The sequence below is a fragment of the Prosthecobacter gellanilyticus genome (assembly GCF_007992435.1).
In the GTDB taxonomy this organism is placed as follows: domain Bacteria; phylum Verrucomicrobiota; class Verrucomicrobiia; order Verrucomicrobiales; family Verrucomicrobiaceae; genus Prosthecobacter; species Prosthecobacter gellanilyticus.
Genome location: NZ_BKAG01000045.1, coordinates 1 through 22,942, shown reverse-complemented (window position 1 = coordinate 22,942; position 22,942 = coordinate 1). Strand labels below are relative to the sequence as shown.

The window sequence follows — 22,942 nt, the reverse complement described above, 5'->3', positions numbered from 1 at the left end:
GTCATACGGGGCAGGTTCCGTGCCCACCTGATCGACAAATGACCCGGTCACATGCTTCGGTGCGGTTTGGGGGGAGAAACCCCTGATTTTAACCGCAGACAACGCAGAGGGCGCGGATGGCCGGAGGTGGCTTTCGCGGGTGGTGGGCGGGTGCCATCTCAAAAGGACTCCTCAGCGCCACCCCATTGGAATGGGGTGGTACGTCCTTAGAGGGCGCGGATGGCCGGAGGTGGCTTTCGCGGGTGAAGGGAGGATGCTGGCTCGAAAGGACTCCTCAGCGCAACCCCATTGGAATGGGGTTGAACGTCCTTTAAGACTCGAAGCGGCGGCCGGCGGGGTAGGAGCCGATGCTACGGAGGGTGGCGCCGTCGGCGCGGGTCTGGTCGAGGGCGGACTGGAAGCGGGGCTCGGCGGGGCTGCCTTCGATCTCGATGTAGAAGCGGTACTTATTTGGCTGGCCGCGGATGGGGCGGGATTCCAGGCGCTTGAGGTTCACGCTGGCATCGCTCAGAGGCGTGAGGAAGCGGCAGAGGCTGCCGGGGCGGTCTGGAAGCTCGACGACGAGGGCGGTGCGGTTGTTCGCGGTCGAGGGGGCGTTCTCGCGGGTGCTGAGGACGTAGAACTGGGTGATGTTTGGCACCTCGCCAGCGATGGGGAAGTGCAGGAGCGAGAGGCTGTGGCGCTCGGCATTCTGCCGGGGGCCGATGGCGGCGGCACCGGGCTGGGTGGCGGCCTTTTCGGCGGCCTTGGCGGTGCTGGCCTCAATGATGCGCTTCGCGTGCGGGTAATTGGCCTTCAGCCATTCATCACTGTGGAAGAAGGGCATGGCGTGGCTGTGGATGGTCTGGATCTCCACGCCGGGGCGGCCGAGGAGGGCGAGCTTCACATCGAGCGTGAGTTCTTCGACGATCTTGAGCGGGCAGCGCTCATCCACGAGGCGGTCGACGGTGTCAATGATGAAGCCGCCGGAGCTGTTTTCGATGGGGACGAGGCCGAGGGCTTCCGGGTGGGAGGCGAGGTAGTCAAAGACCTCGCCGATGTTTGCCAGGAGCTGGAAGCTGGCGTCCGGGAAGCGCATCTGCGTGAGCAGATGGGAAAAACTGCCGTCCGGGCCGAGACAGGCGAGGGTGGGCGCAGGAGCAGACATGCGGAGAAGCCGGGGCGCGGCTCACATCAGGTCCGAGGCCAGCACGGAGTGCGCGGCGCGCATGGCCAGATCCTTTGCCTGGGAGACCACGCGGAAGGAGGAGGCATCAAAGCGGTAACCATGGCAGCTCGGGCAGGTCACGGCGCGCGTGACCACGATGGAACCACAGGCCTCACAAACTTTATACTGTTCGGGATGACTGGTGATTTTCTCCGCCTGCTTCAACCGGTTGTTGGTAGGCTCTTCGGGGGCGCTCATGTGTGGGTGGTGTGACGTTCTTACGTTTTAACGGGCCGGGTGTAAACGAGATTTCTCAGGATGCGGCCTGATGGGCTGTCAGGGATGGGGTCAATATTTCGGAGACCTTGAGTGAAGAAATGGGTGCGCCAGGATGGGAAGGCAGAAATTGAGCAGCTTTATAGTGCGCTCAATGAGGCTGGGTGGAGTCGTGGAAAGACGCTCTTTGTTCAAAACGAAGGGCTTCGTAGCAGGCTTGGGGCCATGTTTTGGGGCTTGCCAGGAGGGTGGATGTACACACCTTATGCCTATGAAAACGATGAACCGTATTCTGCTTTTATTAGCAGCGGCCGTCGGCGGGGCGGCCTTGATCGAGGTGTTTTGGCCCACTCCTTCTTATCGGGAGCGGGATGATGCAGCGGAAGTCGTGACCACAGTTTCAAACGAAGCCAACGGGTCGGCGACGAATCCAGCGACGAGATTGGCACAGCCGCTTCCGCCAGAGGTGCGGGAGCAAAGAATCATCGAGCGGCTGCGAATGCAAAATCCGGAGCTAATGCTGCCGGATGTGGGCAGCGCCGAGCTGCAGCGAGTGCATCACATGCCCTGGGGCGCGACGGATCCGGATGCCTTCTGGCACTCCCAGATGCTGAAGGTGAAGGATGCAACGATGGAGCACGTGCCGCTGAGATTGAAGCAGTGATTGGGATTCCCGATCTTTGATTCCTGAGTCCTGATTCAGGGGGGACTCAGGAGTGGTGGATTGTGATGAAATTGGTTAGGCGTTCACGCTGTTCGATGAGCTCACTTCGGGCGCTTTGGGTCCTGATCTGGTTAGCACAAACAGCGCGGGGGATCTTGGGAATGCCCAGGACCAAGCCTCAATGTCGACAAGGAAATGTTCCGTCCACGCAGCAGTCGGAGGGATGTGGAACCACGGTGGCGGGAGGGAGTAGGCGACCTCCACGGAACTGAAGGCTCATGCCAGCCGCTACAAGGGGCGATCCGTCAGGATCAAAAGGGCTCATGGTCCTTTTTAGGCAGGCGTGTTGTCTGGGCGAATTTGGTTCATTTCCCACCTCATCCGAGAGATTCTCTGTCTCTTTTCCCAGGTGACAGTATCGTCACATTTCGTCTCTCTTCATGGCTTGGCTGTCCTTTAGATCCCTGCTGCAACTGCTGCCCACTTCCTCGGCCTTCATCAATCCCCGGACCGCCACGACGATCCAGGGAGCGGGTGAGGCGCCTGCGAGTCCACCGCAGCCCCAGGTGCGTCAGTTGACGAAGCGCAAATCTGCCGAGGTGTACCGGGTGGACGGCACCACGGCGGGTGATCTGGTGGTGAAGGTGATCAACCGCCGCAAGGGACGGGATTACCTGCGCTTTTTCACCTCCCTGACCGCGAGCAAGGCAGGGTTGGAGCATGCGGCCGCGCAAAAGCTGGAGGGCATCGGCCTGCAGGTGGCACCGCCGGTGGCCAGCTTCCGAAACTGGAATCCCTTTTCCACGGTGGACTCGGTCTTCGTGGCGGAGTTTGTGCCGGACTTGAAGCCCGGGGATGCGTTCATCCTGACCAAAGGCACGACCTCCGAGATCAAGACGCAGTTCCTGGAGAAGTATGCGCATGACATGAGGCACATGCTGGACTCCGGCTACCTGAATGTGGACGCGCATCCGGGGAATGTGCTGTGGTCCGGCCGCGAGCAGGACCTGCTGGTGTGGATCGACAACGAGGTGGAGAATTTTACTTCTGACCAGCGTGGGGCCAAGAAGGCGCATATCATGGCTCTGCTGCGCCGAAAGTCGGCGAAGAATGAGACGCGTCTGACGGATGAGGAACTGGCGTGGGTGGAGGCGCGTCTTTAGTCGTCCAGTGGAAACGGAAATCCTTGTTCACCACAGAGGACACTGAGGAGCACAGAGGTTCTGAATCTCTGTCTCTGTGTCCCTCTGTGTGCTCTGTGGTGAATCAAGTGGCAGGTACTTTTCCTTCACCCTTTTCACCAGACCTTGCTTGCGCCGGGCTGGTTGTGGAGCAGGGAAGGGGCACCCCCACCCATGCTCACGGACTACCACACGCACACGCCCCTCTGCCTGCACGCGGAAGGAAACCCGGTCGACTATGCCCGCCACGCGCAGAAGATCGGGCTGGCGGAGATCGGACTCTCGGATCACAACCCGATGCCGGAGTATTTTGACAACTGGCGCATGCTCATCGGTGATCTGCCGCGCTACTTTGAGCTGGTGCAGGAGGCTCGTGAGGCGCTGCCGGATTTCCCCATCCGCATCGCGCTGGAGTGTGACTATCTGGAAGGTCGTGAGAAGTGGATCGAGGAGACGGCGAAGATGACGGAGTGGGATTATCTCATCGGCAGTGTGCATTACATCCATGACGGCATCGCGGTGGATGATCCGAAGCATGTGTCACGCTGGCAGACGGCGACGGACATCGAGCACATGTGGGGGATGTATTGGAAGCTCTATGAGCAGATGATCCGCACGCGGATGTTTGATTTCTATGCGCATCCGGATCTGGCGAAGCGTTTCGCGCTGCGTCCGGAAGGTGATCTGCGGCCTTACTACGCGCCGGTGATTCAAGCGCTGGTGGACACGAACGGTGTGCTGGAGGTGAGCACGGCGGGTTTGCGCAAGGATGTGCGCGAGATCTATCCGGCGCGCGAGATGCTGGAGATGGCCTTTGCGGCGAAGGTACCGATCGTGATCAATTCGGATGCGCACCTGCCCACGGATGTCGGTGTGGATTTTAACAAGGCGCTGGAGCTTGTGCGCAGTGTTGGTTATACCGAGACGATCCGGTTTGAGAAGCGGCAGAAGAAGGTGGTGCCGCTGCCGGAGACGTGGCCTAACAATCAAAGTGTCTAGTGGTTGGAGTTGGCGGGGACTTCCGGCATCCCTCCGGGACGCGGGACTGAACTCAAAGAGGTGTGTTTCGTTCCGGTGGTTCTCGCTCGCCAAGCCTCGCTTCACCACCGGCTACCGGCCTTCGAGCCTCCGGCTCGTCAGAGGTGTGGTGCTTTGAGGCGCCGGGCGAGGGCGTTCCAAATTCGACTCAACCTTGGAATGGCATCTTGTTGGGGGCTTTGCAGCGTAGGGTTGCTATGGCAACACTCGCTCCCTCCACGCATAACAAGTTTATTGGTTACATCCTCTGGATCTTCGGATTCACGGGCGCTCATCGTTTCTACTTCGGCAAGCCGAAGACGGGCATTCTCTGGTTTCTGACCGGGGGCCTGTTCCTCGTCGGGTGGATTGTGGACCTTTTCCTGATCCCTTCCATGGACCGGGAGGCGGACCGCCGCTTCGCCACGGGGCAGCTGGAGTATTCGCTGGCGTGGATTCTTCTGACCTTCCTGGGCGTGCTGGGGGTGCACCGCTTTTACATGGGCAAGTGGGGCACGGGCATCCTGTATCTGCTCACGGGTGGCTTCCTCCTCATCGGCGTGGTCTATGATTTCTGCACGCTGAACACGCAGATCAGCGAGCTGAACTCGAGGCGGTCATCGTAAACTCTTTTGCGGTGCCTTCTTGACCACGCGGGGACCGTGCTGTTGACCTCAGCCCCTCCGTCCATGATCTTGCAGGCCCGCCAACACCGCATCGAGTTTCCCCGTCGCCCTCTGGTGATGGGGATTGTGAACATCAACGACGACTCCTTCTGCGGTGACGGCACGCTGGATCCGCAGCAGGCGCTGGCGCAGGCGGAGCAGCAGATCCGTGATGGCGCAGATATCATCGATATCGGCGCGGAGAGCGCGCGGACGAATCGCGGTGCCATCACGGTGGAGGAGGAGATCCAGCGGCTGCTGCCGTTCATCGAGGCCTGGCCGCGCGTGGTCGAGTCCCTGGATCTGGCCCGGTGGGATGCGCAGCAGCTCTGGCCGCCGCTGCTCTCCATCAACACCTGGCGCAGCGAGGTGATCCAGGCCGTGCTGCCGCATGGGGGGGACATCATCAACGACATCAGCGCCCTGCCGAATGACACGAACGCGAAACTCTGCGCGCGCCACGGTGCCAGCCTGCTGATCATGCACAGCGTGGGCCAGCCGAAGGTGCCGCACACGCATGTGCAGTATGAGGACATCATGCAGACGCTGGAAGCCTTCTTTGACGAGAAGATCGCACTTGCTGTTAGGTCAGGGCTGTCTCCGGAACATCTCATCCTGGATCCCGGCATCGACTTCGCGAAGCAGCGTGAGGACAACCTCACGATCTATCGTCATGCAGATCGCCTGCAGAAATGGGGGCGGCCCGTGCTCATGCCGGTGTCGCGCAAGACGGTGATCGGCCAGGTACTGGACCTGCCGCAGGCCACGGATCGTGATGCGGGGACGCTGGCTTGCATCAGCGCTGGCATGCAGCGTGGAGCGCAGATCTACCGCGTGCACAACGTGAAGGCGGCGGCGCAGGCGGTGAAGGTGCTTTGGGCGGTGAGGTGAGTGCAGGGATTTATATACTTTTCAAAGAGGCTACCGTTCGCGAGAGGGGACGATGGCCACCTCATGAGTGCGATGAACTTTCCGTGATCGTTAGTTAGGCTTTGATCCATGATGTCCCAAGGTTCGCGAGAACTCTGGAGCTCTTCTCATTGATCATTCTTTCCCCCTGCCTTGTGCATGGGGGAGTGAGAGCAGCTTTTTGAGCTCGGCCACGTCGACGGGCTTGATGAGGTGATGATCAAAACCGGCGCGCAGGGCGTGCTGGCGGTCTTCTTCCTGGCCGTAGCCGGTGAGGGCGATCAATTGCACTTTGTGTCCCTGCTCGTCATTGCGGATGCGGCGGGCGACTTCATAACCGTCCATGCCGGGGAGGCCGATGTCCAGGATGATGGACTCGGGCGAGCGGGTCTGCATCTGCGCGAGGGCCTCCGCCCCGTCATGGGCGAGGGTGATGTGGTGCCCTGCCCTGCCGAGCAATCTCCCCAGGCCATGAGCGGAGTCGACGTTGTCATCGACGATGAGGATGCGCCGGGGCACGAATGGCGCTGCCACGGGTGTGACGGGCGCGGTGGCTTCACGGGCAGGGGGCGTGCTGGCAGCGGGGAGGCGGATGGTGAAGGTGCTGCCGAGGTCGGCGCCTTCACTCTGGGCTTCGATGCTGCCGTGGTGCAGTTCGGTGAGTTTTTGGACAATGGTCAGGCCGATGCCGAGGCCGCCTTCACTGCGGGCGATGGAGCGCTCTCCCTGGGTGAAGAGCTGGAACATTTCCGGCAGGCGCTGCGGAGGGATGCCCATGCCGTTGTCCTTCACGCAGATGACGACTTCCGCGCCTTGAAGGACGGCGGAGAGGATGACGTGGCCGCCATCGGGTGTGTACTTGGCGGCGTTCGTCAAAAGATTGTTGATGATCTGCTCCAGCCGGGTGGCGTCTGCCTCCAGCCAAAGGCTGCCCTGAGAGTAGTCACAGGTGAGGCGGTGGTGGCGCTTGGCGATGAGCGGGCGCACGGACTCGCAGGCACGATCAAGGATGGTGGCGGCATCCAGCACGGCCATGCGCAGACGAATCTTCCCCTGGGTGATGCGGGAGACGTCCAGCAGGTCGTCAATAAGATGGGCGAGCTGGCGGACCTGCCGGTCAATGACTGACGTGGCCCAGGTGTGACTCTCAATGTCCGAGGCGGTTTTCAGCAGCTTGGTAGCATTGGCGATGGAGGCCAGGGGATTGCGCAGCTCATGGGCGAGCATGGCAAGAAACTCGTCCTTCCGGTGGTCGGCCTCATGCAGGGAGGCGACCATGTTTTCACGTTCGGCGAGAAGTGAGCGGACCTGATACTGGCGCCGCCGTGAAGCAAGCGCGGCAACGAAGGTGGTGACGAGTGTGGCGGGACGGAAAGGCCGCTCGATGAGGGAGACGTTTCCCACGGTGCCCAGGCTGGCGAGGATGATGTCCCGCACGGCAGCATCCCCATTGCCAGTGATGACGACCATGGGCATGTCTGACCATGAGGGCTGGTTTTGCAGGACTGCCGTGAGCTGCTGGGCGGCTCCCTGACCGAGGGCCTCCTCCGCGAGGAGCAGGCCGCCACAGCCGGTGGCGATGAGACTGCACATCTCAGCGCAGTCCCGGCAGGCCAGGGCGCTGAGGCCGGCCTTGCGAAGAAACTCGGCGGAGAGGCGGCTGTCGTTGCTGTAAGGGGCGAGCACGAGGATGCGAAACTCGTTTTCCCTGAACGCGCTCTCACCCAATGGGTTCATGCCTGGGTGACTGGGGGACATGGGACTGCCAGGTTGGCGGGTTCAGCCTCGTGGCCCTGGCCTGCGTGCATGAAGGAAGGCACGCCGGAAAGCACGCCCTGCAGTTCCCGGAGAGGCTCGCCCAGGATGATGCCGTCTTTGCCGACGGTGACCTCGCGAATGGCGCGCTCATGATCACCGTTACGCTTTTTGATGACGGAGATAGCCTGCTTGACCACGCCACGGGCCTCAAAAAAGCGCATGAGCACCACGGTGTCTGCGAGGTAGGTGAGGTCCACGGTGGACTGCATCATGCCGACAAGGCCCTGCTGGGCGAGGATCATGATGGAGACGACGCCCTGCTGGTTCAGGTAGGCCAGGAGCTCATGCAACTGGAGGGTGAGATCACGCTCCACGGGCATGGTGTTCAGGTAGCCATTGATGCTGTCCAGGACGATCATGCGGGCACCGTTTTCCACCGCCTTGCGGATGCGGTGGGCCATTTCACCGGGGGAGATTTCCGCCGGGTCCACCTGGTCGATGGTGATCATGCCGCTGGCCACATGCGGCTCCAGGGCCATGCCCAGATGCCGGGCTCTGTCCATGAGGGTGCCGATGGTCTCATCAAACACAAACAGGCGCGCCTTTTCACCGCGCTCTGCCGCCGTGACGGCAAACTTGACGGCCATGGTGGACTTCCCTGTGCCAGGCGGGCCCATGAACATGTTCGTGGTGCCGCGCCCCAGGCCACCGCCCAGGAGGGAGTCCAGTTGCGGGATGCCGCTGGCGAAGTTTTCCCGGGCAAAATCACGGTGATGATCCCCTGCCACGAGACGTGGGAAAATCTCCATGCCGCCTTTGCGCAGAATGAAATCATGGTAGCCCTCCCGGAACTGGGAACCGCGGATCTTCACCACGCTCATCTGGCGGCGGGAGATGCCGTAGTCTGGCGTGGTGCGCTGAAAGGCCAGGACGCCATGGGCGATGCTCTCCACCTGGAGATCGCCCGGGCCGGAGCTGCGGTCATCCAGCAGCAGGACGGTGCATTTTCTGCCGGCAAAGAACTGCTTGAGCTGGAGGATCTGGCGGCGGTAGCGCAGAGGGGTCTCCGCGAGCATGCGCATCTCGGAAAGGGAGTCAAAAACGACGCGTGACGGATTGAGTCTCGTCACCTCGGCCACCAGGGCATCGGTCATCTTGCTCAGCTCCACCTCGGAGGGATGGAAGAACGTGCTGGTGCTATCATGGCGGATCTGCGCCTCAATGGCGGAGAGCTCGTAGAACTCGATGTTGTGAAGATTCCAGCCGTGGGAGTTCGCCACGATGTCGATCTCTTCCCGAGTCTCTGAAAGGGTAATGTAAAGCCCCTTCTCCCCCTGGGCTGCGCCAGCCATGAGGAACTGCATGGCCATGGTGGTCTTGCCGACGCCAGGATCCCCCTGGATCAGATACAGGCGATCCTTTGGCAGGCCGCCATGAAGGATGTTGTCCAGGCCCTCCACGCCCATGGGGCAGCGGTTTGACTGGGGTTCAATGGGGGCAGGGATCGGGGCGGACGTCATAAAAACTCGGGAGGAAGCTCAACACTGCGGTTTGGAAAGCCGGTGGGCGGGCCTCCGAAAACATATCGAAAGGTAGGCTGGGTGTGGCTGTATGGATGGCCTACTGCCAAAGGAGGCGGGGGACTCGTGAGCTGAGTTTAAAAGTTCATTGAGTGGACACGGTGACGGCTACTCACAAAAAAGAGAGGCCCCTTGCGGTGCCTCCTCGAGGAAGAGCTTCGAGATGAGATGTATCGCGGGGTGAGGATTTACTCGCCTAAACGGAGTTGAAGGCAGCGGTTCGTGCCTCGAGCCAGATTCGTAGCGAGCGTGCCAAGGTGCGTTCACGGGATCTATTGAGCGTTCAATGACGCGAGGTCGAGTGGCAGCTGGGAGTTGTGGAGGTTCAGGCTCCCTCTGTGAGCCGGGATGATTCACTCAAGCGACTGCGAGAGGAACGGGCCAAGCTTTTGGAGCGGAATCACCGAGACAATGAAGAGCATTGACAGGGCGATCCATGGTTACCAACCTAACGAATTGTTGGGATGCGGATCGCCTGCAGAAATGGGGGCAGCCGGTGCTCATGCCGGTGATCGGCCAAGTGCTGGACCTGCCGCAGGCGACGGATCGTGATGCGGGGACGCTGGCGTGCATCAGCGCCGGGGTTCAGCGTGGAGCGCAGATCTACCGCGTGCGTAACGTCAAGGCGGCGGCGCAGGCGGTGAAGGTGCTTTGGGCGGTGAGGTGAAGAAAGCGCTCAAAAATGAGCGCTTTCTGAAGACATGGAAACCCAGTTAGTGCAACTTGGACTCGTTTTGACCATCCTCAATTCGCGGTTATTGCTGATTGATGTCCCAAGGCTTCAGTCTGTATCACCGACGCTGATTGTCTCAGGCAAAACGCCTGTTTGTATAGTAAGGGGGAGCAAATTCATTGCGTATCGGTTCGGTGAAACGATAATGAGATGCCGTTGAATTCCCGGCACCTACGCCTGCCCTTCCCAACGTTAGTCTTGCCAAATATTCCGTGCTTTTGTAAAACCGTATGGTTCTAAAACTGCTTTCCCGGTGCCTTACAAATGGACGCTGTTGATTCCACAACCGTAGCTGCGGCCCCACCTCCGTTGGGCGAGACTTCAATCTCCGGAAAGGATGCTAAAGCTGCCACAAGCACTTTTGAGCAAACAAAAAAATCTGAGGGTGCAGAAATCGTTTTTGGGCTGCTGGGTGCTGTTGGCACAGATCTTGAAAAGGTTTCGAAATACCTTCAGCAATCACTCAAAGCTGTCCAATATGATTCATATCCTCTCCATCTCATTGATCCGGTTGTGCAATTCGAGCGCTGGAAAGACTGCCCGTTAGAACCGTTGGACAAGCGGGTTTCAGCATTGATGACCGCAGGCACCGAGTTTAGGCAGTCAATTGATAGAAATGATGCAATTGCATTGCTCGCGGTAACTCAAATCCGCGAAAGCAGAAAGCAATTAGACGGCACCCCAAAAACCATTGTAAATAATAAAGCATTCATTCTCCGTTCTCTGAAAACCCCTGAAGAAATAGCTAAGTTAAGGGAAGTGTACGGCAAAAGCTTTTTTGTGATCGCTGCCTCTGCTTCAAAAGAGCAAAGAGAGCGTCGATTTGCTCATCGCATCGCTAAATCCTACAATCTGTCCCAGGCAAAGGCTGAACATGTCGCAAGTGCAGTCAAGCTAGTTGAACGTGATGAGCAGGAAGCTGAGGGAGTAAAAGGAGGTCAAAACCTTCGCGAGGCGTTTCCTCTCGCTGATTTCTTTGTCGATGCAAGTGCAGACGATTCTTCGACAAAGCGATCCATAGATCGATTGATCGAACTAATTTTCGGCAACTTTAGACACACTCCGTTACGTGATGAAATAGGCATGCTGCATGCGTTCGCTGCGGGGATTCGGTCTGCATCACTTGCAAGGCAAGTAGGCGCTGCGATCTTAACTGATGACGGCGATCTTATTTCGACAGGTTGTAACGATGTTCCTACGGCAGGAGGGGGGCTCTATTGGGATGGTGACGACGGTGATGATAGAGATCATGTGCGTGAAGAAGACTCAAACGACATGATAAAAAAACAGGTGCTAGCGGACCTTCTAAAATGTTTGAAGAACGAAGGTTGGTTAACAAATGATAAATCAGTCCTCTCTGAGAAAGAGCTTTTAAAGATAGCTTTGTCAAAGAGCTCCCAGATTAGGAAGTCCCAATTGATGGATATTACCGAATATGGCCGTGCTGTGCATGCGGAGATGGCCGCGATTACAGATGCGGCAAAGCGTGGCATCGCTCTTAAAGGTGCCGTTCTTTATTCAACAACTTTCCCCTGCCATAACTGCGCCAAACATATCGTTGCGAGCGGAATTAACAGAGTGGTTTATGTCGAACCCTATCCGAAGAGTTTCGCAAAATTCCTTCACAGTGATTCAATTGAGGTAGACTCAACCAAGGGCTCTGAGAAGCGTGTTAGATTTGATCCGTTTATTGGGGTTTCTAGTCGCCAATGCTTCGATCTTTTTTCAATGGATAAACCTCGAAAGAGCGATGGAACGGCCGTCCAGTGGATAGCCCAGGGCCGCTTGCCAAAAATTAGTGAAGACCCTTTGGCTTATCTTCAGAGGGAGGAAACAAACGCTGTATTACTCGACTCAATTATTCAATCCAAACTTCTTAAGACTATATGAAACTGCAAGGTAACTGGCTCAAGAGCAACCTGTCCGAAGCCGCTAATTCCTTTAATGCGAGGCCGCAGTGGATGAGTGTTGGATACCACGCGGCGGTACAGAAATCGGCCCAGGAGACAAAACAAAATTCAACCCCTCCTCCGGCTGGGGATAACACTCAGACCACTCCAAAAAAGAAGTGAAAAGAAATGGAACAGACGTCAAACGACCTTTGGAGAACTGCCAAGGGTCAAAGTTTTCGTCTATTCTAATGAATCTCGCTTCACAAGACTGATGGCCTGTATGACGGCAGACTTAAGTGCCTGCTCAAGACCGATGAATTCAATGTTCATCGCAGCACCTCGCCTTTGGTGACGTCACCAGTGTCGTCGAGGGCCATGAGCTGGTTGATGGTTTTGAAGCGGCCTTTGTCTTCGAAGGTCCAGACGATCTTTTTGTCGGGGGTGAGCTCGAAGAACTGGGGTTGTTCGCCGAGGTGGCCGTGGCCGAGGTAGTTGGCGAAGAGGGTGTTTCCATTCGGCAGGCGGTGGCAGCCGGCCATGAGGCGGAGGGTGTTTCCGGGGAGGTCGTTCTCGTTGAGTTCCCAGACGGTTTTGCCGGCGGGGTCGATCTCGACGACTTTGTGGCCATCGCCGCAGGTGATGAGAAGGTTTTGGTTAGGCAGGGGGACGACTTCATGGGGATCGCCAGTGACGGGGACTTCGCGCAGGACTTTGCCGGTGGTGTCGAGCTCGACGATTTTTCCCTCGCCTTTGAAGCAGACGAGGTAGTGGCCATCCTTGGTCTTGCGGGTGCCGCGGAACTGGTTGTGCAGTTTGACGGTGTCCTTGGTGACGAGCTTGATCTCCTTGGCGATCTTGCCAGCGCGGTCGACCTCGATGATGCGGCTGGTGCCGCATTCGACGATGAGGACATTGCCATCCGGCAGGGGCTGGCAGGCGTGGCATTCGACCTTCACATCGGTGGGGGCTTTGTATTCCCAGACGAGCTTGTGATCTCGCGTGATTTCCTTGGCGCCGCCGACGTAGGCGAAGAGGATGTTTCCGTTTGGCAGCTTCCAGCAGTCCTGCGGGTTCTTGGCTTCTTCCTGCCATTCGATCTCGCCGGAGGCGGAGAGGATGGTGATTTTGCCGCCGCCGTAGTCACAGCAGAGGATGGGGCGTGCGTTGGCGCCTTCGGCGCTGAATGAGGAAGCCGGAATGACGAATGACGAAAGGAGAACGGCGGCGAGGGCGAAGAGGGGTTTCATGCGGGGGAAGGTAACGGTGGGTGGGTGGGGATCTTCCGAGGGGGCGGGGGGGGTGTGAGAGGAGAGGTGGACGTTTCCGGCATGAGGGCCTACGGAAGACACGGATAGGAGAGGACTGTTTGGGGCATAGATCCCTGGTTGAAACCATGGCTGCCCCTGATACACTGAGGGCATGAATGCGGCGGCCATCGACATCAATAGTGTCCTGCAGAACGTGCTATCCTTGCCACGTCCCGAGCGGTCGTACCTCGCTGAAAAGCTGATTGTGAGTTTAGATGAGGACGATGCCGAGCTTTCACCTGCCTGGCGGGCTGAACTGGATGCGCGTGTCCAGCGTCGGCAGAGCGGTGAAACCCGTTCTTATAGCCAGGAAGAAGTGCGTGCCGAAATGGAAGCCATCATCGGCTGATGCGTCTGACCTACACGGCTGAGGCTCGAATGGAGCTGGTGGATGCGGCGAGGTACTATCGCGGCTGTTCCCAGAAGCTTGGGCGAGAGTTCAAGCAGCAGGTTGAAGCTGCTGAAGATGACATTCTGCTGCATCCCGAAGCCTGGAGACCTCTCGACGCGACTTATCGACGCAAGCTATTGAGACAGTTCCCTTATGGGCTTCTTTATCATGAGCCAGAACCCGGTTGGATTGAAATCGTGGCCGTGATGCATCTGCATCGTGAGCCGGACTATTGGCGTCGGCGTGTGGAATGAACGCGGAGGGGTTGCGTGCTTTGAGGGGGACTGGAAGGAGCGAGATTTGAGGGAGTGTTGCGGTGTCCAATGGGTCCGCTTGGGTCACTTTGGAGAGAGGGTGGGGTGGTGGATGGTGCGGGGCTATGAATGTGCTTTTATTTGCTGCCAGGGTGGCCAGGGATGGAGCGATTGACGTCCGGGGTGATCCACGGATGGTTCTCCGTGAAGCCGATACGGAACCGCCGTTGGGGTTCCTCTTTGATTGAGAGGTTGGTGGATAGGGTTACCAGGGTAGGCTCGCTAGGGCTCGCCAACCCTTAGCTATGATGCGGAAACCCGTTGGGTTTCGAAGGCAGTGGTGTGAGCGGAGATGGAAGGTGTTTACGGTCGTTTACAGTGGTTGACGATTGTTGACGGTGGTTTGGGAAGAGAAGGCGATCCGAGTGAATCCGACTGGATCCGAGTTGGGGGATCGTGGGAAGAAAGGCATCGGGTGAGCATGGGGCGCGCTTTCAGCGCTTGGCGGGCACGCTGACCTAGGGCTGGACGCCCGAGGCTGGTATGGGGTGCGAACGTTGGCGCTGGGGAGTTTGCAGAGGGCGATCCAGGCTGATCAAGGTAGATCCAGGTTGGGGGAGCTTGGCAGAGTTCGGAGAACGGCAGGCTGACGCCTGCCGCTACGTGGGGGATCTGAGCCAATCCGAGTGGATCCGACCTCCGCTGGGTAGATTCGGAAAGTGAGCGTGTTTGCGGGGTCGTGGGCTCATCACACGGAGTGTGATGGCTACTTTGCTGGCGCGCTTCGCTGCGGGGTGCTCAAGGCGAATCCAAGTGGATCCAACCCGATCCAGGTTGGTTGGATGGATGAGGAAGAGCGAGATGGCAGGGCGGGCGCAACTTTTGGAGAAAGTTGGCCACTTTGGAGTGGATCCGAGTCGATCAGACCGGGTCCGACCTGCTCGGGGTTAGGGGGAGGAGAGAAATTGGGCGATCATGGGACGCGCTTTCAGCGCTTGGCGCTGTGTCGGCACGCTAGCCTAGGGCTTGACGCCCTAGGCTGGTATGGGGCGCGCCGTTGGCGCTGATGAGTTGACTGAAGACGGTCCAGATCTCGGTTAATCCAGGTGGATCAAGGTTGGGTTTGAGGAACGTGGGCTGGGAGGAAGGACACCAAGGACAGAAACGACAGAAAGGATGGCGGTGGGCGAAGGTCCTTGGTGATGGGCCAAGAGACTTTGACTGGCGCTGAGGGGCACAAAAAAGAGAGGCACCTTGCGGTGCCTCTCCGAGTAGAGTTTTGAGATAAGATGTGTCGCGGGGCGAGGATTACTCGCCTGGACGCCATTCTTCGGTGGCGAACTTGAAGGCCTGCTCGAGACCGACGAGGTCGGTGCTTGGGCGGAGGGCTTCGAAAGCGGCGCTTTCCTTCTGGATCTCGGCTTCGTTGTAGTTGAGTGCCTTGACGGAGAGACCGATGCGGCGCTCGACTTTGTCGACCTTGATGACGCGGGCTTCGACTTCGTCGCCCACATTGATGACGTCCTTGACCTTGGCCACATGATCTTCGCTGAGCTGGGAGATGTGGATGAGGCCGTCGATGTCGCCATCGAGCTCGACGAAGGCGCCGAAGCTGGCGATCTTCGCGACCTTGCCCTTGACGATGTCGCCGACTTTGAAGCGGTTGTCGATGATGGACCATGGGTCGGTATCGAGCTGCTTCATGCCGAGGCTGATGCGCTGGTTTGGCTTGTCGATGCCGAGAACGACGGCGTCGACTTCCTGGCCCTTCTTGAGCATCTCGGAAGGATGGTTGACCTTGCGTGTCCAGCTGAGGTCGGACACGTGGATCATGCCATCGATGCCTTCTTCCAGTTCCACAAAGGCACCGTAAGCGGTGAGGTTGCGGACCGGACGCTTGAGCTGGGTGCCCACTGGGTAGCGGAGGTCGATGTCATCCCACGGATTGGTGTCGAGCTGACGCACGCCGAGGCTGATCTTGCGCTCGTCCTTGTTGATGCCAAGAACGACGGCTTCGATTTCCTGGCCGACATTGAGCACGTCGGAAGGACGAGCGATGCGCTTGACCCAGGAGAGCTCGGAGACGTGGACGAGACCTTCCACACCTTCTTCGATTTCGACGAAGGCACCGTAAGCGACGAGCTTGGTGACCTTGCCGCGGACGCGCTGACCCACTGGGTAGCGGCCTTCGATGTTTTCCCAAGGATTGTTCTGGAGCTGCTTGAGGCCGAGGGAGACACGCTCCTTCTCGCGATTGACCTCGAGGATGAGGAGATCGAGCTTCTGGCCGATGCCCACCAGTTCGGTAGGATGGTTGAGGCGGCCCCAGGACATGTCGGTGATGTGGAGGAGACCGTCCATGCCGTTGAGGTCGACGAACACACCGAAGTCGGTGATGTTCTTGACCACGCCGGTGACTTTGTCGCCAGGGGCGACGGAGTCGAGGAACTTCTGGCGCTGCTCGGCACGCTCTGCCTCGATGACTTCGCGGCGGGAAAGGACGATGTTTTTGCGGTCGTCGTTGATCTTGACGATCTTGAACTCGAACACCTTGCCGACGTATTCGTTGAGATCCTTCGGCGGGATGATGTCGATCTGGCTGGCAGGAAGGAAGGCTTCGACGCCGACGTTGACGGTGAGACCGCCTTTGACCACGCTCTTGATCTTGCCTTTGACGAGACCACCGTCGCGGAAGACGGAAGCGATCTTGTCCCAGTTCTGTTTGTAGGCGGCCTTTTCCTTCGAGAGGACGACCATGCCTTCATCATTTTCCAGTTTTTCGAGGAGGACTTCGACCTCGTCACCGACCTGGATGTCTTCGTCTTCGAATTCGTTGGAGGGGATGGCTCCTTCGGATTTGTATCCGATGTCCACGAGGATGACCTGTGGCTTGATTTCGAGGATCTTACCTTTGACGATGGATCCTTCGGAGAGTTCACGGAAGGATCCTGCGATCATCTCCGCGAGTGTTTGGGTGCTCATTAGCTATGTAGGGTTGGGAATGCCGGTGTTGGGGAAACCGCGCACAACCTTCCATTCCTGAGGGCTGAGGCGGGCTTTCGCCCCGCACGGCCAGAGGGCCGGGAGGCAAGAGGGCCGCGAAAGTCGGGGTAAAACCCGGATTAGCAAGGGGAAAAGGAGGCCATCGCAGGGGAGAAAAAGGGGCCTGGGACCCCCTCTGACCCATGAATCCGGCTGCTGGGAAGTATGTGAAAACATCATCCACCGGTGGGCCCCGGGGCCAGACTGCCGCTTGCATCCGGCCGGGGTGCCCTTACTCTCGCGCCCCTTAAAAACCAAGAATATGACCCAGCTCGACCAGCTCAAGCAATTCACGACCGTCGTGGCCGATACAGGCGACTTCGAGGCCATGAAGGCCTACAAGCCTCAGGACGCCACCACGAACCCTTCCCTCATTCTCCAGGCCTCCCAGAAGGCGGAGTACAAGTCCCTGGTGGATCAGGCGATCGCCGAGTACAAGGGCGGCTCCCTGAGCGGCGCAGCCAAGGTGGAAGCCATCATGGACCGCATTTTGATCCTCTTCGGTCTGGAGATCCTCAAAATTGTCCCCGGCCGCGTGTCCACAGAGGTGGATGCCCGCTTGTCCTTTGATACTCAAGGCAATCTGGACAAAGCCCGCCACCTGATCGGCATGTATGAGAAGGCTGGCATCGGCCGCGAGCGCGTGCTGATCAAGATCGCCTCCACCTGGGAAGGCATCAAGGCCGCCGAGATCCTTCAGAAAGAAGGCATCAACTGCAACCTCACGCTCCTTTTCAGCTTGGCCCAGGCCGTGGCCTGTGCCGAGGGTGGCATCAAGCTCATCTCCCCCTTCGTCGGTCGTATCCTCGACTGGTACAAGAAGAGCACCGGCAAGGAATACGGCGCCGTGGAAGATCCAGGCGTGGTGTCCGTGACCCAGATCTACAACTACTACAAGCACTTCGGCTACAACACCGAGGTCATGGGTGCCAGCTTCCGTAACAAGGGCGAGATCACCGAGCTCGCGGGTTGCGATCTCCTCACCATCTCCCCCGGTCTCCTCGCCGAGCTTCAAGCTTCTGAAGAGCCTCTGGCGAAGAAGCTGGATGCTGCCGCCGCCAAGTCCCAGAAGATCGAGCGCATCAGCGGTGACGAGAAGACCTTCCGCTGGCTCTTCAACGAAGACGCCATGGCCACTGAGAAGACGGCCGAAGGCATCCGCAACTTCGGCAAGGACATCGTGAAGCTGGAGAAGCTGATCGAAGCCGGTCTGTAATAATTTGGCACTGGGTTCAACCGGTGCTTCCACCGTATCTCAAGGCGCGATCTCTGTGAGGAGATCGCGCTTTTTGTTAGGTGGGAAGGGCCTGCGTGATGCGGCGCTTCAGACCGTAAGCGCGCCGCTGCCGTACGTTGTTCACGCTTCAGCGTGCGCAATGAGAGTCCGCTAAACACGAACGCCCTGCCGTGTCTAACCAATCATGCGGGAATGCTACTTCTTCACATTCTCCGACACGGCCAGCGTCACCGCGTCATCCAGCGCTCTCGGCCCGGAAGCCTGTCCGCTGTTCGTGCAGGCGATCATGGCATAACCCTTCTCCGGCGCCACCCAGGCCACGCTGTGGTTCATGGTGTTGCTGCCATTGTGAGAGAGCACGTGCCCGCCCCATCCGCGCTCCAAGGCGATCCATCCGAAGGCATAGTTCTCGCCTGCCTGCGTGGGTTTGTGCAGGTGCTGATACGCTTCCTTGGTCTTCAGCAGCTTGCCCTTGCCCACCGGTCCCGCGAGATGCTCGGCGATGAACTTGGCCCAATCACTGAGCGGCATGTGCACCGTGCCCGCCGGTCCGACGACGGGGCTGTTGTCCATGTCCGGTCCGTTCATGTTGGCGGGCTTGCCATCCTCCACATGAGGCCAGGGTTGATCGACTTTCCCAGGAGTGCCGAGACCGCCGAAGCCAGCGTCCTTGATGCCCAGCGGCTTGAACAGACGCTTCTGCATCAGCTCCTCCCAGGGTGCGTTCCACACCTCTTCCAGCATGTGACCGGCCAGCGCATAACCCCAGTTTGAATACAGATGCTTCTCACCCGGCGCAGGCAGGTCCGGTGTGCGTGCGGCAAGCGTGAGTGCTGCTTCGCGTTGTGAGATCATATCGCTCCCTGAAAGCGCCAGCAGGCCCCAGATGGCATTGGCTGGCAGGCCTGACCAATGGCTGAGCAGTTGCGTCAGCGTGGCCTTTGCCAGCGGCTTGCCTTTGAGGTCTTTGTTGTTTGGAAACACATCGCCCAGCGTGCTGTCCCACTTCACCTTGCCCTCGTCCACAGCGATGGCGGCCAGGGTGGAGGTCATCGCCTTCGTGTTTGAACCCAGGTGCCAGCAGTCATCCAGTTTGACATCGATCTTGCCGCCCTTCTTGCGCACACCGGCCACGGCTGCGCTTTGCAATCCCTCAACGGTCACAAAAGCCGCGCCGATGGCCGGGAGGTCGTGCTTGGCACGGATCGCCTCCAGCTTCGGCTGCCAGACTGCATTAACGAGATCAGCGGCTCCGAGTCGGGCCAAGGGCAATGTGGAAGCAGAAGCGGTCATGGCAATCCAGCGGCGGCGTGTGGTGGGCATGGTGCGCGCACATCATCGTAAAAGCCTTCATTGCTCAAGCACGAAATGCAGTGGGAGAAAATGCGTGCGGAATTGTAAGTCGTTCGCGAATCATTCTGTCCGCCCAACAAAAAGGGCGGCATCGCTGCCGCCCTTCGTGTGAATCAAGATGTGATGAACCTCACTTCAAATCCGCAGGCTTCACGCCGCGCTTGAAGCCACGGAAGCGATGTGGATCCTTCTCATCAGTGCCGTCCTTCGTGCCATACATGAGCGGCTTGAACTCGCCCACATAGCCCACGTCGGCGGAGGCAGGCACATCCAGGCCGAGGCCCCAGTAGACACCATTCACCACCAGGCGGCGCAGGCTTTCATTCACCAGGTCGGAAGCGGCTCCCATGGTGGTGCAGAGCACCTTGTTGGTCTTGCCAGACTCGTTCTTCACCTCACGGCTCCAAACCACAGGCATCATGGGCTCATTCACATCCTGCTCGGTGCCGGCCTTGTTCTTCTTCTTGTAGCTCGCAGGTGCGCTGCCGGGCTCCATGCCTGCCACCACCTGACCACGCACGAGGATCACTGAGTCCGCAGGAGGCGCGGCTTCATACACGTCTGTAGTGCCAAAGATGTCCGTCACACCACGCAGCAGCGCATTGTCCTTCGCGGCAGGTTCGATCACACCCTTCGTGGCTTCGGCGCGATGCTTGCCCCAGTGGCTGACCCAGGTTTCACCGAGGAAGATGCGGCCGAAACCACCTTCTTGGTTATTCCAGGCCCAGGCGCCATACTTGCTGCCCTTGTCCATGTTAAAGGCATGCGTGGCGGTGCGCAGGCCGATGATCGGCACGCCACGCTGCACGGCATCATGGAAGTGCTTCATGTCCTCGTCCGGCCAGTGACGGAAGCGGATCAGCATGATGATCGCATCTGCGCTGTCCAGCGCTGCGGAGTTCGTGATGCTGGCCTGATTGTTGGAATCGATGTGGCCATCCTTGTCCACGGAGAAGAGCACCGTGGTCTTGAAGCCATGGCGCTCGCTCAGGATCTTCGCCAGCATAGGCATGGCTTCCTCGCTGCGGTACTCCTCATCACCGGAGATCAGCACCACGTGCTTGCCCTTGGCATCGCCCTTCGGTTCGTAGGTGAGAAAGTCATCAGCAGCAGGGCAGGTGGCCAGCGGCAGGAGCGCGAGGGCAGACAAAAGAGTGCGGCGGTTCATGATCATGGATGGAGGGTTGGGCTAGGATGCTGAGCTAAGACGGCGGATAGCGTCCATCGTTTTCCACATGAAACCGGTTTTCCGGACAAAAAACCTTCACTGCCTTTCACGCCATTTGCATTGAGCAGCTTCCGGCCCCTGGTTATCAGAGACCGCTCATCCCTCCGGATGTCTCCACCATGAACCCTGCTACGATCCAAGGCCTGCTCCTGCTCACCGCACTCACGGCGATGGCCGCCGACTCAGGAAAAAGCGCCCCAGACACCATGCCCGCCTCTCTTCAGCCCCCGGTCGCCGCCCAGCGTCCTTACACCTCCACTCATCACGGCATCACGCTCAGTGATCCCTGGCATTGGCTGAAGGACCCCGGCTATCCCAAGATCACGGACAAGGATGTGCTTGCCTATCTGAAGGAGGAGAACCGCTACTATGAGGCGCACATGGCGGACCAGAAGCCACTCGTGGAAAAGCTTTTCCAGGAGATGAAGGGTCGCGTGAAGGAAGATGACAGCAGCGTGCCGCAAAAGGACGGCGACTGGCTCTACTCCTCGCGCTTTGACAAAGGCCTGCAGTATCGGCTGCACTATCGCAAGCCCGTCAGCGGTGGTGATGAGCGCCTCATCCTCGATGAAAACAAGCTCGCTGAAGGCAAAGAATACTTCCAGCTCGGCGACCTCGTCATCAGCCCGAACGGCAAGCTCATGGCCTATGCCTATGACGATGATGGGTCCGAGCGCTTTGAGGTGCATTTCCGTGATCTGGAAACCGGCAAGGACCTGCCAGACATCATCCCCGGCACCCTCTCCAGCCTCGTCTGGACCTCCGATAGCCAGGGCCTTGTGTATGGTCTCGCCAACGAAAACTGGCGCACAGACAACATTCACTTTCATCACCTCGGCGATGATCCGAAGAAGGCGAAGCTGCTCTACAAAGAGCCTGACATCGGCTTCAGCTGTGATGTGGATCTCAGTGCGCAGGAAAACTGGATCATCATCGAGACCGGCGACCAGGTTACCAGCGAGATCCGCCTGATCCCGGCCAGTGATCCCACCGCGAAACCCATCCTCGTCAGCGCGCGCAAAACTGGCCGCGAATACACCGTGGATGTGCGTGACCGCACGCTCTTTATCCACACGAATGACGAGCATGTGAACTTCCGCATCGCCACGGCGTCGTTGGATCAGCCTGGTGAGTGGAAGCCGCTCATCCCCGGCTCTGACAAGCATTACCTCACCGGTTTCACGCTGTTTCAGGACTTCTTCGTCACCGAAGGCCGCATCGAGGGGCTGGATCAGATCGAGGTCCGCAGCTACTCCGAACCTGCCAAGGCCGAGCGCATTGCTTTCCCCGAGCCCAGCTACACCGCCGACCTCAGCAACAATCCCGAGTATCACGTCAGCAAGCTGCGCATTGACTATGAGTCCATGGTCACGCCGGGCACCGTGTATGATTATCATGTGGCGGAGAAGAAGCTCGAGACCCTGAAGGTACAGCAGATCCCCTCCGGTTATGATGCCAGCCAGTATGAGACCGAGCGCATCATGATTGCCGCGCGTGACGGTGTGCAGATCCCAGTGTCCATCCTAACCAAAAAAGGTTTCAAAAAGGACGGCAGTCATCCGCTGCATCTCTACGCCTACGGTGCCTATGGCATGGCCACGCCGCCTGACTTTCATGCGAATCGTCTGACGCTTGTGGATCGTGGCTTCGCCTATGCCATTGCCCACATCCGCGGTGGTGATGACATGGGGCATCAATGGTATCTTGATGGCAAGCTCACGAAGCGCACCAACACCTTCAATGACTTCGTCGATGCCGGCCGCGCTTTGATCGAACTTGGTTATACCTCCAAGGGTCGCATCACCGCCTCCGGCGGCAGCGCCGGTGGCGAGCTCATGGGCGCCGTGGTCAATCAAGCGCCCGAGTTGTTTGGTGCCGTCGTCGCGCATGTGCCCTTTGTGGACGTGCTGAACACCATGCTGGACGATTCATTGCCATTGACTCCCGGCGAATGGCCCGAATGGGGCAACCCCATCACTGACAAAGCCGCCTTCGACTTCATCCGCAGCTACAGCCCGTATGACAACGTCCAGGCCCGCGCCTATCCGCCCATGCTCTTCACCTGCGGCCTGAATGATCCACGCGTGACCTACTGGGAACCCGCCAAGATGGTCGCCAAACTGCGCGCCCTGAAGACGGACAAAAATCTCCTCCTCCTGAAGACCAACATGGGCGCTGGCCACGGCGGCAAATCCGGCCGCTTCGAGCGCCTCCACGAAGCCGCCGAGGAAGCCGCCTTCATCCTCTGGCAGATGGGCATGACAAAGTAGCCATCACACTTCGTGTGATGATCTGCGCGGCAGCGTCC

General features: G+C 58.8%; 19 protein-coding genes. 11 read left to right on the top strand and 8 right to left on the bottom strand.

The features are described from left to right. Positions 1-310 precede the first annotated feature (310 nt). Both BGE01nite_RS22595 and BGE01nite_RS22590 read right to left on the bottom strand, forming a co-directional pair. Positions 311-1,147 (bottom strand): prephenate dehydratase, encoded by an 837-nt coding sequence (locus BGE01nite_RS22595; RefSeq protein WP_146853964.1) that lies wholly within the window; start codon positions 1,145-1,147, stop codon positions 311-313. Positions 1,148-1,168: 21 nt separating this feature from the next. Then, complete coding sequence (locus BGE01nite_RS22590; protein WP_146853962.1) at positions 1,169-1,405, bottom strand: hypothetical protein; 237 nt, start codon at positions 1,403-1,405, stop codon at positions 1,169-1,171. 298 nt (positions 1,406-1,703) lie between these two features. Between BGE01nite_RS22590 and BGE01nite_RS22585 the strand changes: the two genes are divergently transcribed. From BGE01nite_RS22585 to folP, 5 genes are all read left to right on the top strand, one after another. Then, positions 1,704-2,087 (top strand): hypothetical protein, encoded by a 384-nt coding sequence (locus BGE01nite_RS22585; RefSeq protein ID WP_146853960.1) that lies wholly within the window; start codon positions 1,704-1,706, stop codon positions 2,085-2,087. A gap of 440 nt (positions 2,088-2,527) precedes the next feature. After that, positions 2,528-3,250 (top strand): hypothetical protein, encoded by a 723-nt coding sequence (locus BGE01nite_RS22580; protein WP_146853958.1) that lies wholly within the window; start codon positions 2,528-2,530, stop codon positions 3,248-3,250. Between the two features lie 192 nt (positions 3,251-3,442). Beyond that, entirely contained in the window at positions 3,443-4,267 is an 825-nt protein-coding gene (locus BGE01nite_RS22575; RefSeq protein WP_146853956.1) for a histidinol-phosphatase, read from the top strand. 236 nt (positions 4,268-4,503) lie between these two features. After that, on the top strand, positions 4,504-4,911 hold the full coding sequence (locus BGE01nite_RS22570) for an NINE protein (RefSeq protein WP_146853954.1): 408 nt from the start codon (positions 4,504-4,506) through the stop codon (positions 4,909-4,911). Between the two features lie 63 nt (positions 4,912-4,974). Next, a complete protein-coding gene (gene folP, locus BGE01nite_RS22565; RefSeq protein WP_246145783.1) occupies positions 4,975-5,841 on the top strand; it encodes a dihydropteroate synthase in 867 nt (288 codons plus the stop codon). 153 nt (positions 5,842-5,994) lie between these two features. On the opposite strand, the gene BGE01nite_RS22560 is transcribed toward folP, so the two are convergent. Both BGE01nite_RS22560 and BGE01nite_RS22555 read right to left on the bottom strand, forming a co-directional pair. Continuing rightward, entirely contained in the window at positions 5,995-7,617 is a 1,623-nt protein-coding gene (locus tag BGE01nite_RS22560) for a response regulator (protein WP_146853952.1), read from the bottom strand. After that, positions 7,593-9,137 carry an ATPase domain-containing protein gene (locus tag BGE01nite_RS22555; protein WP_246145782.1) on the bottom strand — a complete coding sequence of 515 codons (1,545 nt, stop codon included), beginning with the start codon at positions 9,135-9,137 and terminating at the stop codon, positions 7,593-7,595. Before BGE01nite_RS22555 ends, BGE01nite_RS22560 begins: the two co-directional genes overlap by 25 nt. A 496-nt stretch (positions 9,138-9,633) precedes the next feature. Between BGE01nite_RS22555 and BGE01nite_RS22550 the strand changes: the two genes are divergently transcribed. Further along, a complete protein-coding gene (locus BGE01nite_RS22550; RefSeq protein ID WP_146853950.1) occupies positions 9,634-9,864 on the top strand; it encodes a pterin-binding domain-containing protein in 231 nt (76 codons plus the stop codon). Positions 9,865-10,194: 330 nt separating this feature from the next. Next, on the top strand, positions 10,195-11,820 hold the full coding sequence (locus tag BGE01nite_RS22545) for an anti-phage dCTP deaminase (RefSeq protein WP_146853948.1): 1,626 nt from the start codon (positions 10,195-10,197) through the stop codon (positions 11,818-11,820). Between the two features lie 328 nt (positions 11,821-12,148). Here the strand turns inward: BGE01nite_RS22545 and BGE01nite_RS22540 are convergent, their stop codons facing one another. Beyond that, on the bottom strand, positions 12,149-13,069 hold the full coding sequence (locus BGE01nite_RS22540) for a YncE family protein (RefSeq protein WP_170266984.1): 921 nt from the start codon (positions 13,067-13,069) through the stop codon (positions 12,149-12,151). Between the two features lie 172 nt (positions 13,070-13,241). Between BGE01nite_RS22540 and BGE01nite_RS22535 the strand changes: the two genes are divergently transcribed. Both BGE01nite_RS22535 and BGE01nite_RS22530 read left to right on the top strand, forming a co-directional pair. Beyond that, complete coding sequence (locus tag BGE01nite_RS22535; RefSeq protein ID WP_146853944.1) at positions 13,242-13,478, top strand: addiction module protein; 237 nt, start codon at positions 13,242-13,244, stop codon at positions 13,476-13,478. Further along, entirely contained in the window at positions 13,478-13,774 is a 297-nt protein-coding gene (locus BGE01nite_RS22530; protein WP_146853942.1) for a type II toxin-antitoxin system RelE/ParE family toxin, read from the top strand. The genes BGE01nite_RS22535 and BGE01nite_RS22530 overlap by 1 nt, the downstream gene beginning before the upstream one ends. A 1,308-nt stretch (positions 13,775-15,082) precedes the next feature. Here the strand turns inward: BGE01nite_RS22530 and BGE01nite_RS22525 are convergent. Then, on the bottom strand, positions 15,083-16,756 hold the full coding sequence (locus tag BGE01nite_RS22525; RefSeq protein WP_146853940.1) for a 30S ribosomal protein S1: 1,674 nt from the start codon (positions 16,754-16,756) through the stop codon (positions 15,083-15,085). Between the two features lie 322 nt (positions 16,757-17,078). Between BGE01nite_RS22525 and tal the strand changes: the two genes are divergently transcribed. Continuing rightward, positions 17,079-18,032 carry a transaldolase gene (gene tal, locus BGE01nite_RS22520; RefSeq protein WP_146853938.1) on the top strand — a complete coding sequence of 318 codons (954 nt, stop codon included), beginning with the start codon at positions 17,079-17,081 and terminating at the stop codon, positions 18,030-18,032. Positions 18,033-18,248: 216 nt separating this feature from the next. Here tal and BGE01nite_RS22515 read toward each other — a convergent pair whose 3' ends face one another. Both BGE01nite_RS22515 and BGE01nite_RS22510 read right to left on the bottom strand, forming a co-directional pair. Next, positions 18,249-19,376, bottom strand: a complete 1,128-nt coding sequence (locus BGE01nite_RS22515; protein ID WP_146853936.1) for a serine hydrolase domain-containing protein — start codon at positions 19,374-19,376, stop codon at positions 18,249-18,251. Positions 19,377-19,536: 160 nt separating this feature from the next. Next, on the bottom strand, positions 19,537-20,574 hold the full coding sequence (locus BGE01nite_RS22510) for a ThuA domain-containing protein (protein WP_246145781.1): 1,038 nt from the start codon (positions 20,572-20,574) through the stop codon (positions 19,537-19,539). Between the two features lie 266 nt (positions 20,575-20,840). On the opposite strand from BGE01nite_RS22510, the gene BGE01nite_RS22505 reads away from it, so the two are divergent. After that, positions 20,841-22,904, top strand: a complete 2,064-nt coding sequence (locus tag BGE01nite_RS22505; protein WP_146854034.1) for a prolyl oligopeptidase family serine peptidase — start codon at positions 20,841-20,843, stop codon at positions 22,902-22,904. Positions 22,905-22,942 lie beyond the last annotated feature (38 nt).

What these genes read in the sequence shown, in the direction of transcription:
- BGE01nite_RS22575 (WP_146853956.1), top strand. Translation starts at nt 3,443, where the DNA reads ATGCTCACGGACTACCACACGCACACGCCCCTCTGCCTGCACGCGGAA.
- BGE01nite_RS22505 (WP_146854034.1), top strand. Translation starts at nt 20,841, where the DNA reads ATGCCCGCCTCTCTTCAGCCCCCGGTCGCCGCCCAGCGTCCTTACACC.
- folP (WP_246145783.1), top strand. Translation starts at nt 4,975, where the DNA reads ATGATCTTGCAGGCCCGCCAACACCGCATCGAGTTTCCCCGTCGCCCT.
- BGE01nite_RS22555 (WP_246145782.1), bottom strand. Translation starts at nt 9,137, where the DNA reads ATGACGTCCGCCCCGATCCCTGCCCCCATTGAACCCCAGTCAAACCGC.
- BGE01nite_RS22535 (WP_146853944.1), top strand. Translation starts at nt 13,242, where the DNA reads ATGAATGCGGCGGCCATCGACATCAATAGTGTCCTGCAGAACGTGCTA.
- BGE01nite_RS22580 (WP_146853958.1), top strand. Translation starts at nt 2,528, where the DNA reads ATGGCTTGGCTGTCCTTTAGATCCCTGCTGCAACTGCTGCCCACTTCC.
- BGE01nite_RS22525 (WP_146853940.1), bottom strand. Translation starts at nt 16,756, where the DNA reads ATGAGCACCCAAACACTCGCGGAGATGATCGCAGGATCCTTCCGTGAA.
- BGE01nite_RS22545 (WP_146853948.1), top strand. Translation starts at nt 10,195, where the DNA reads ATGGACGCTGTTGATTCCACAACCGTAGCTGCGGCCCCACCTCCGTTG.
- BGE01nite_RS22590 (WP_146853962.1), bottom strand. Translation starts at nt 1,405, where the DNA reads ATGAGCGCCCCCGAAGAGCCTACCAACAACCGGTTGAAGCAGGCGGAG.
- BGE01nite_RS22510 (WP_246145781.1), bottom strand. Translation starts at nt 20,574, where the DNA reads ATGAACCGCCGCACTCTTTTGTCTGCCCTCGCGCTCCTGCCGCTGGCC.
- BGE01nite_RS22570 (WP_146853954.1), top strand. Translation starts at nt 4,504, where the DNA reads ATGGCAACACTCGCTCCCTCCACGCATAACAAGTTTATTGGTTACATC.
- BGE01nite_RS22595 (WP_146853964.1), bottom strand. Translation starts at nt 1,147, where the DNA reads ATGTCTGCTCCTGCGCCCACCCTCGCCTGTCTCGGCCCGGACGGCAGT.
- BGE01nite_RS22515 (WP_146853936.1), bottom strand. Translation starts at nt 19,376, where the DNA reads ATGCCCACCACACGCCGCCGCTGGATTGCCATGACCGCTTCTGCTTCC.
- BGE01nite_RS22585 (WP_146853960.1), top strand. Translation starts at nt 1,704, where the DNA reads ATGAACCGTATTCTGCTTTTATTAGCAGCGGCCGTCGGCGGGGCGGCC.
- BGE01nite_RS22560 (WP_146853952.1), bottom strand. Translation starts at nt 7,617, where the DNA reads ATGTCCCCCAGTCACCCAGGCATGAACCCATTGGGTGAGAGCGCGTTC.
- BGE01nite_RS22530 (WP_146853942.1), top strand. Translation starts at nt 13,478, where the DNA reads ATGCGTCTGACCTACACGGCTGAGGCTCGAATGGAGCTGGTGGATGCG.
- BGE01nite_RS22550 (WP_146853950.1), top strand. Translation starts at nt 9,634, where the DNA reads ATGGTTACCAACCTAACGAATTGTTGGGATGCGGATCGCCTGCAGAAA.
- BGE01nite_RS22540 (WP_170266984.1), bottom strand. Translation starts at nt 13,069, where the DNA reads ATGAAACCCCTCTTCGCCCTCGCCGCCGTTCTCCTTTCGTCATTCGTC.
- tal (WP_146853938.1), top strand. Translation starts at nt 17,079, where the DNA reads ATGACCCAGCTCGACCAGCTCAAGCAATTCACGACCGTCGTGGCCGAT.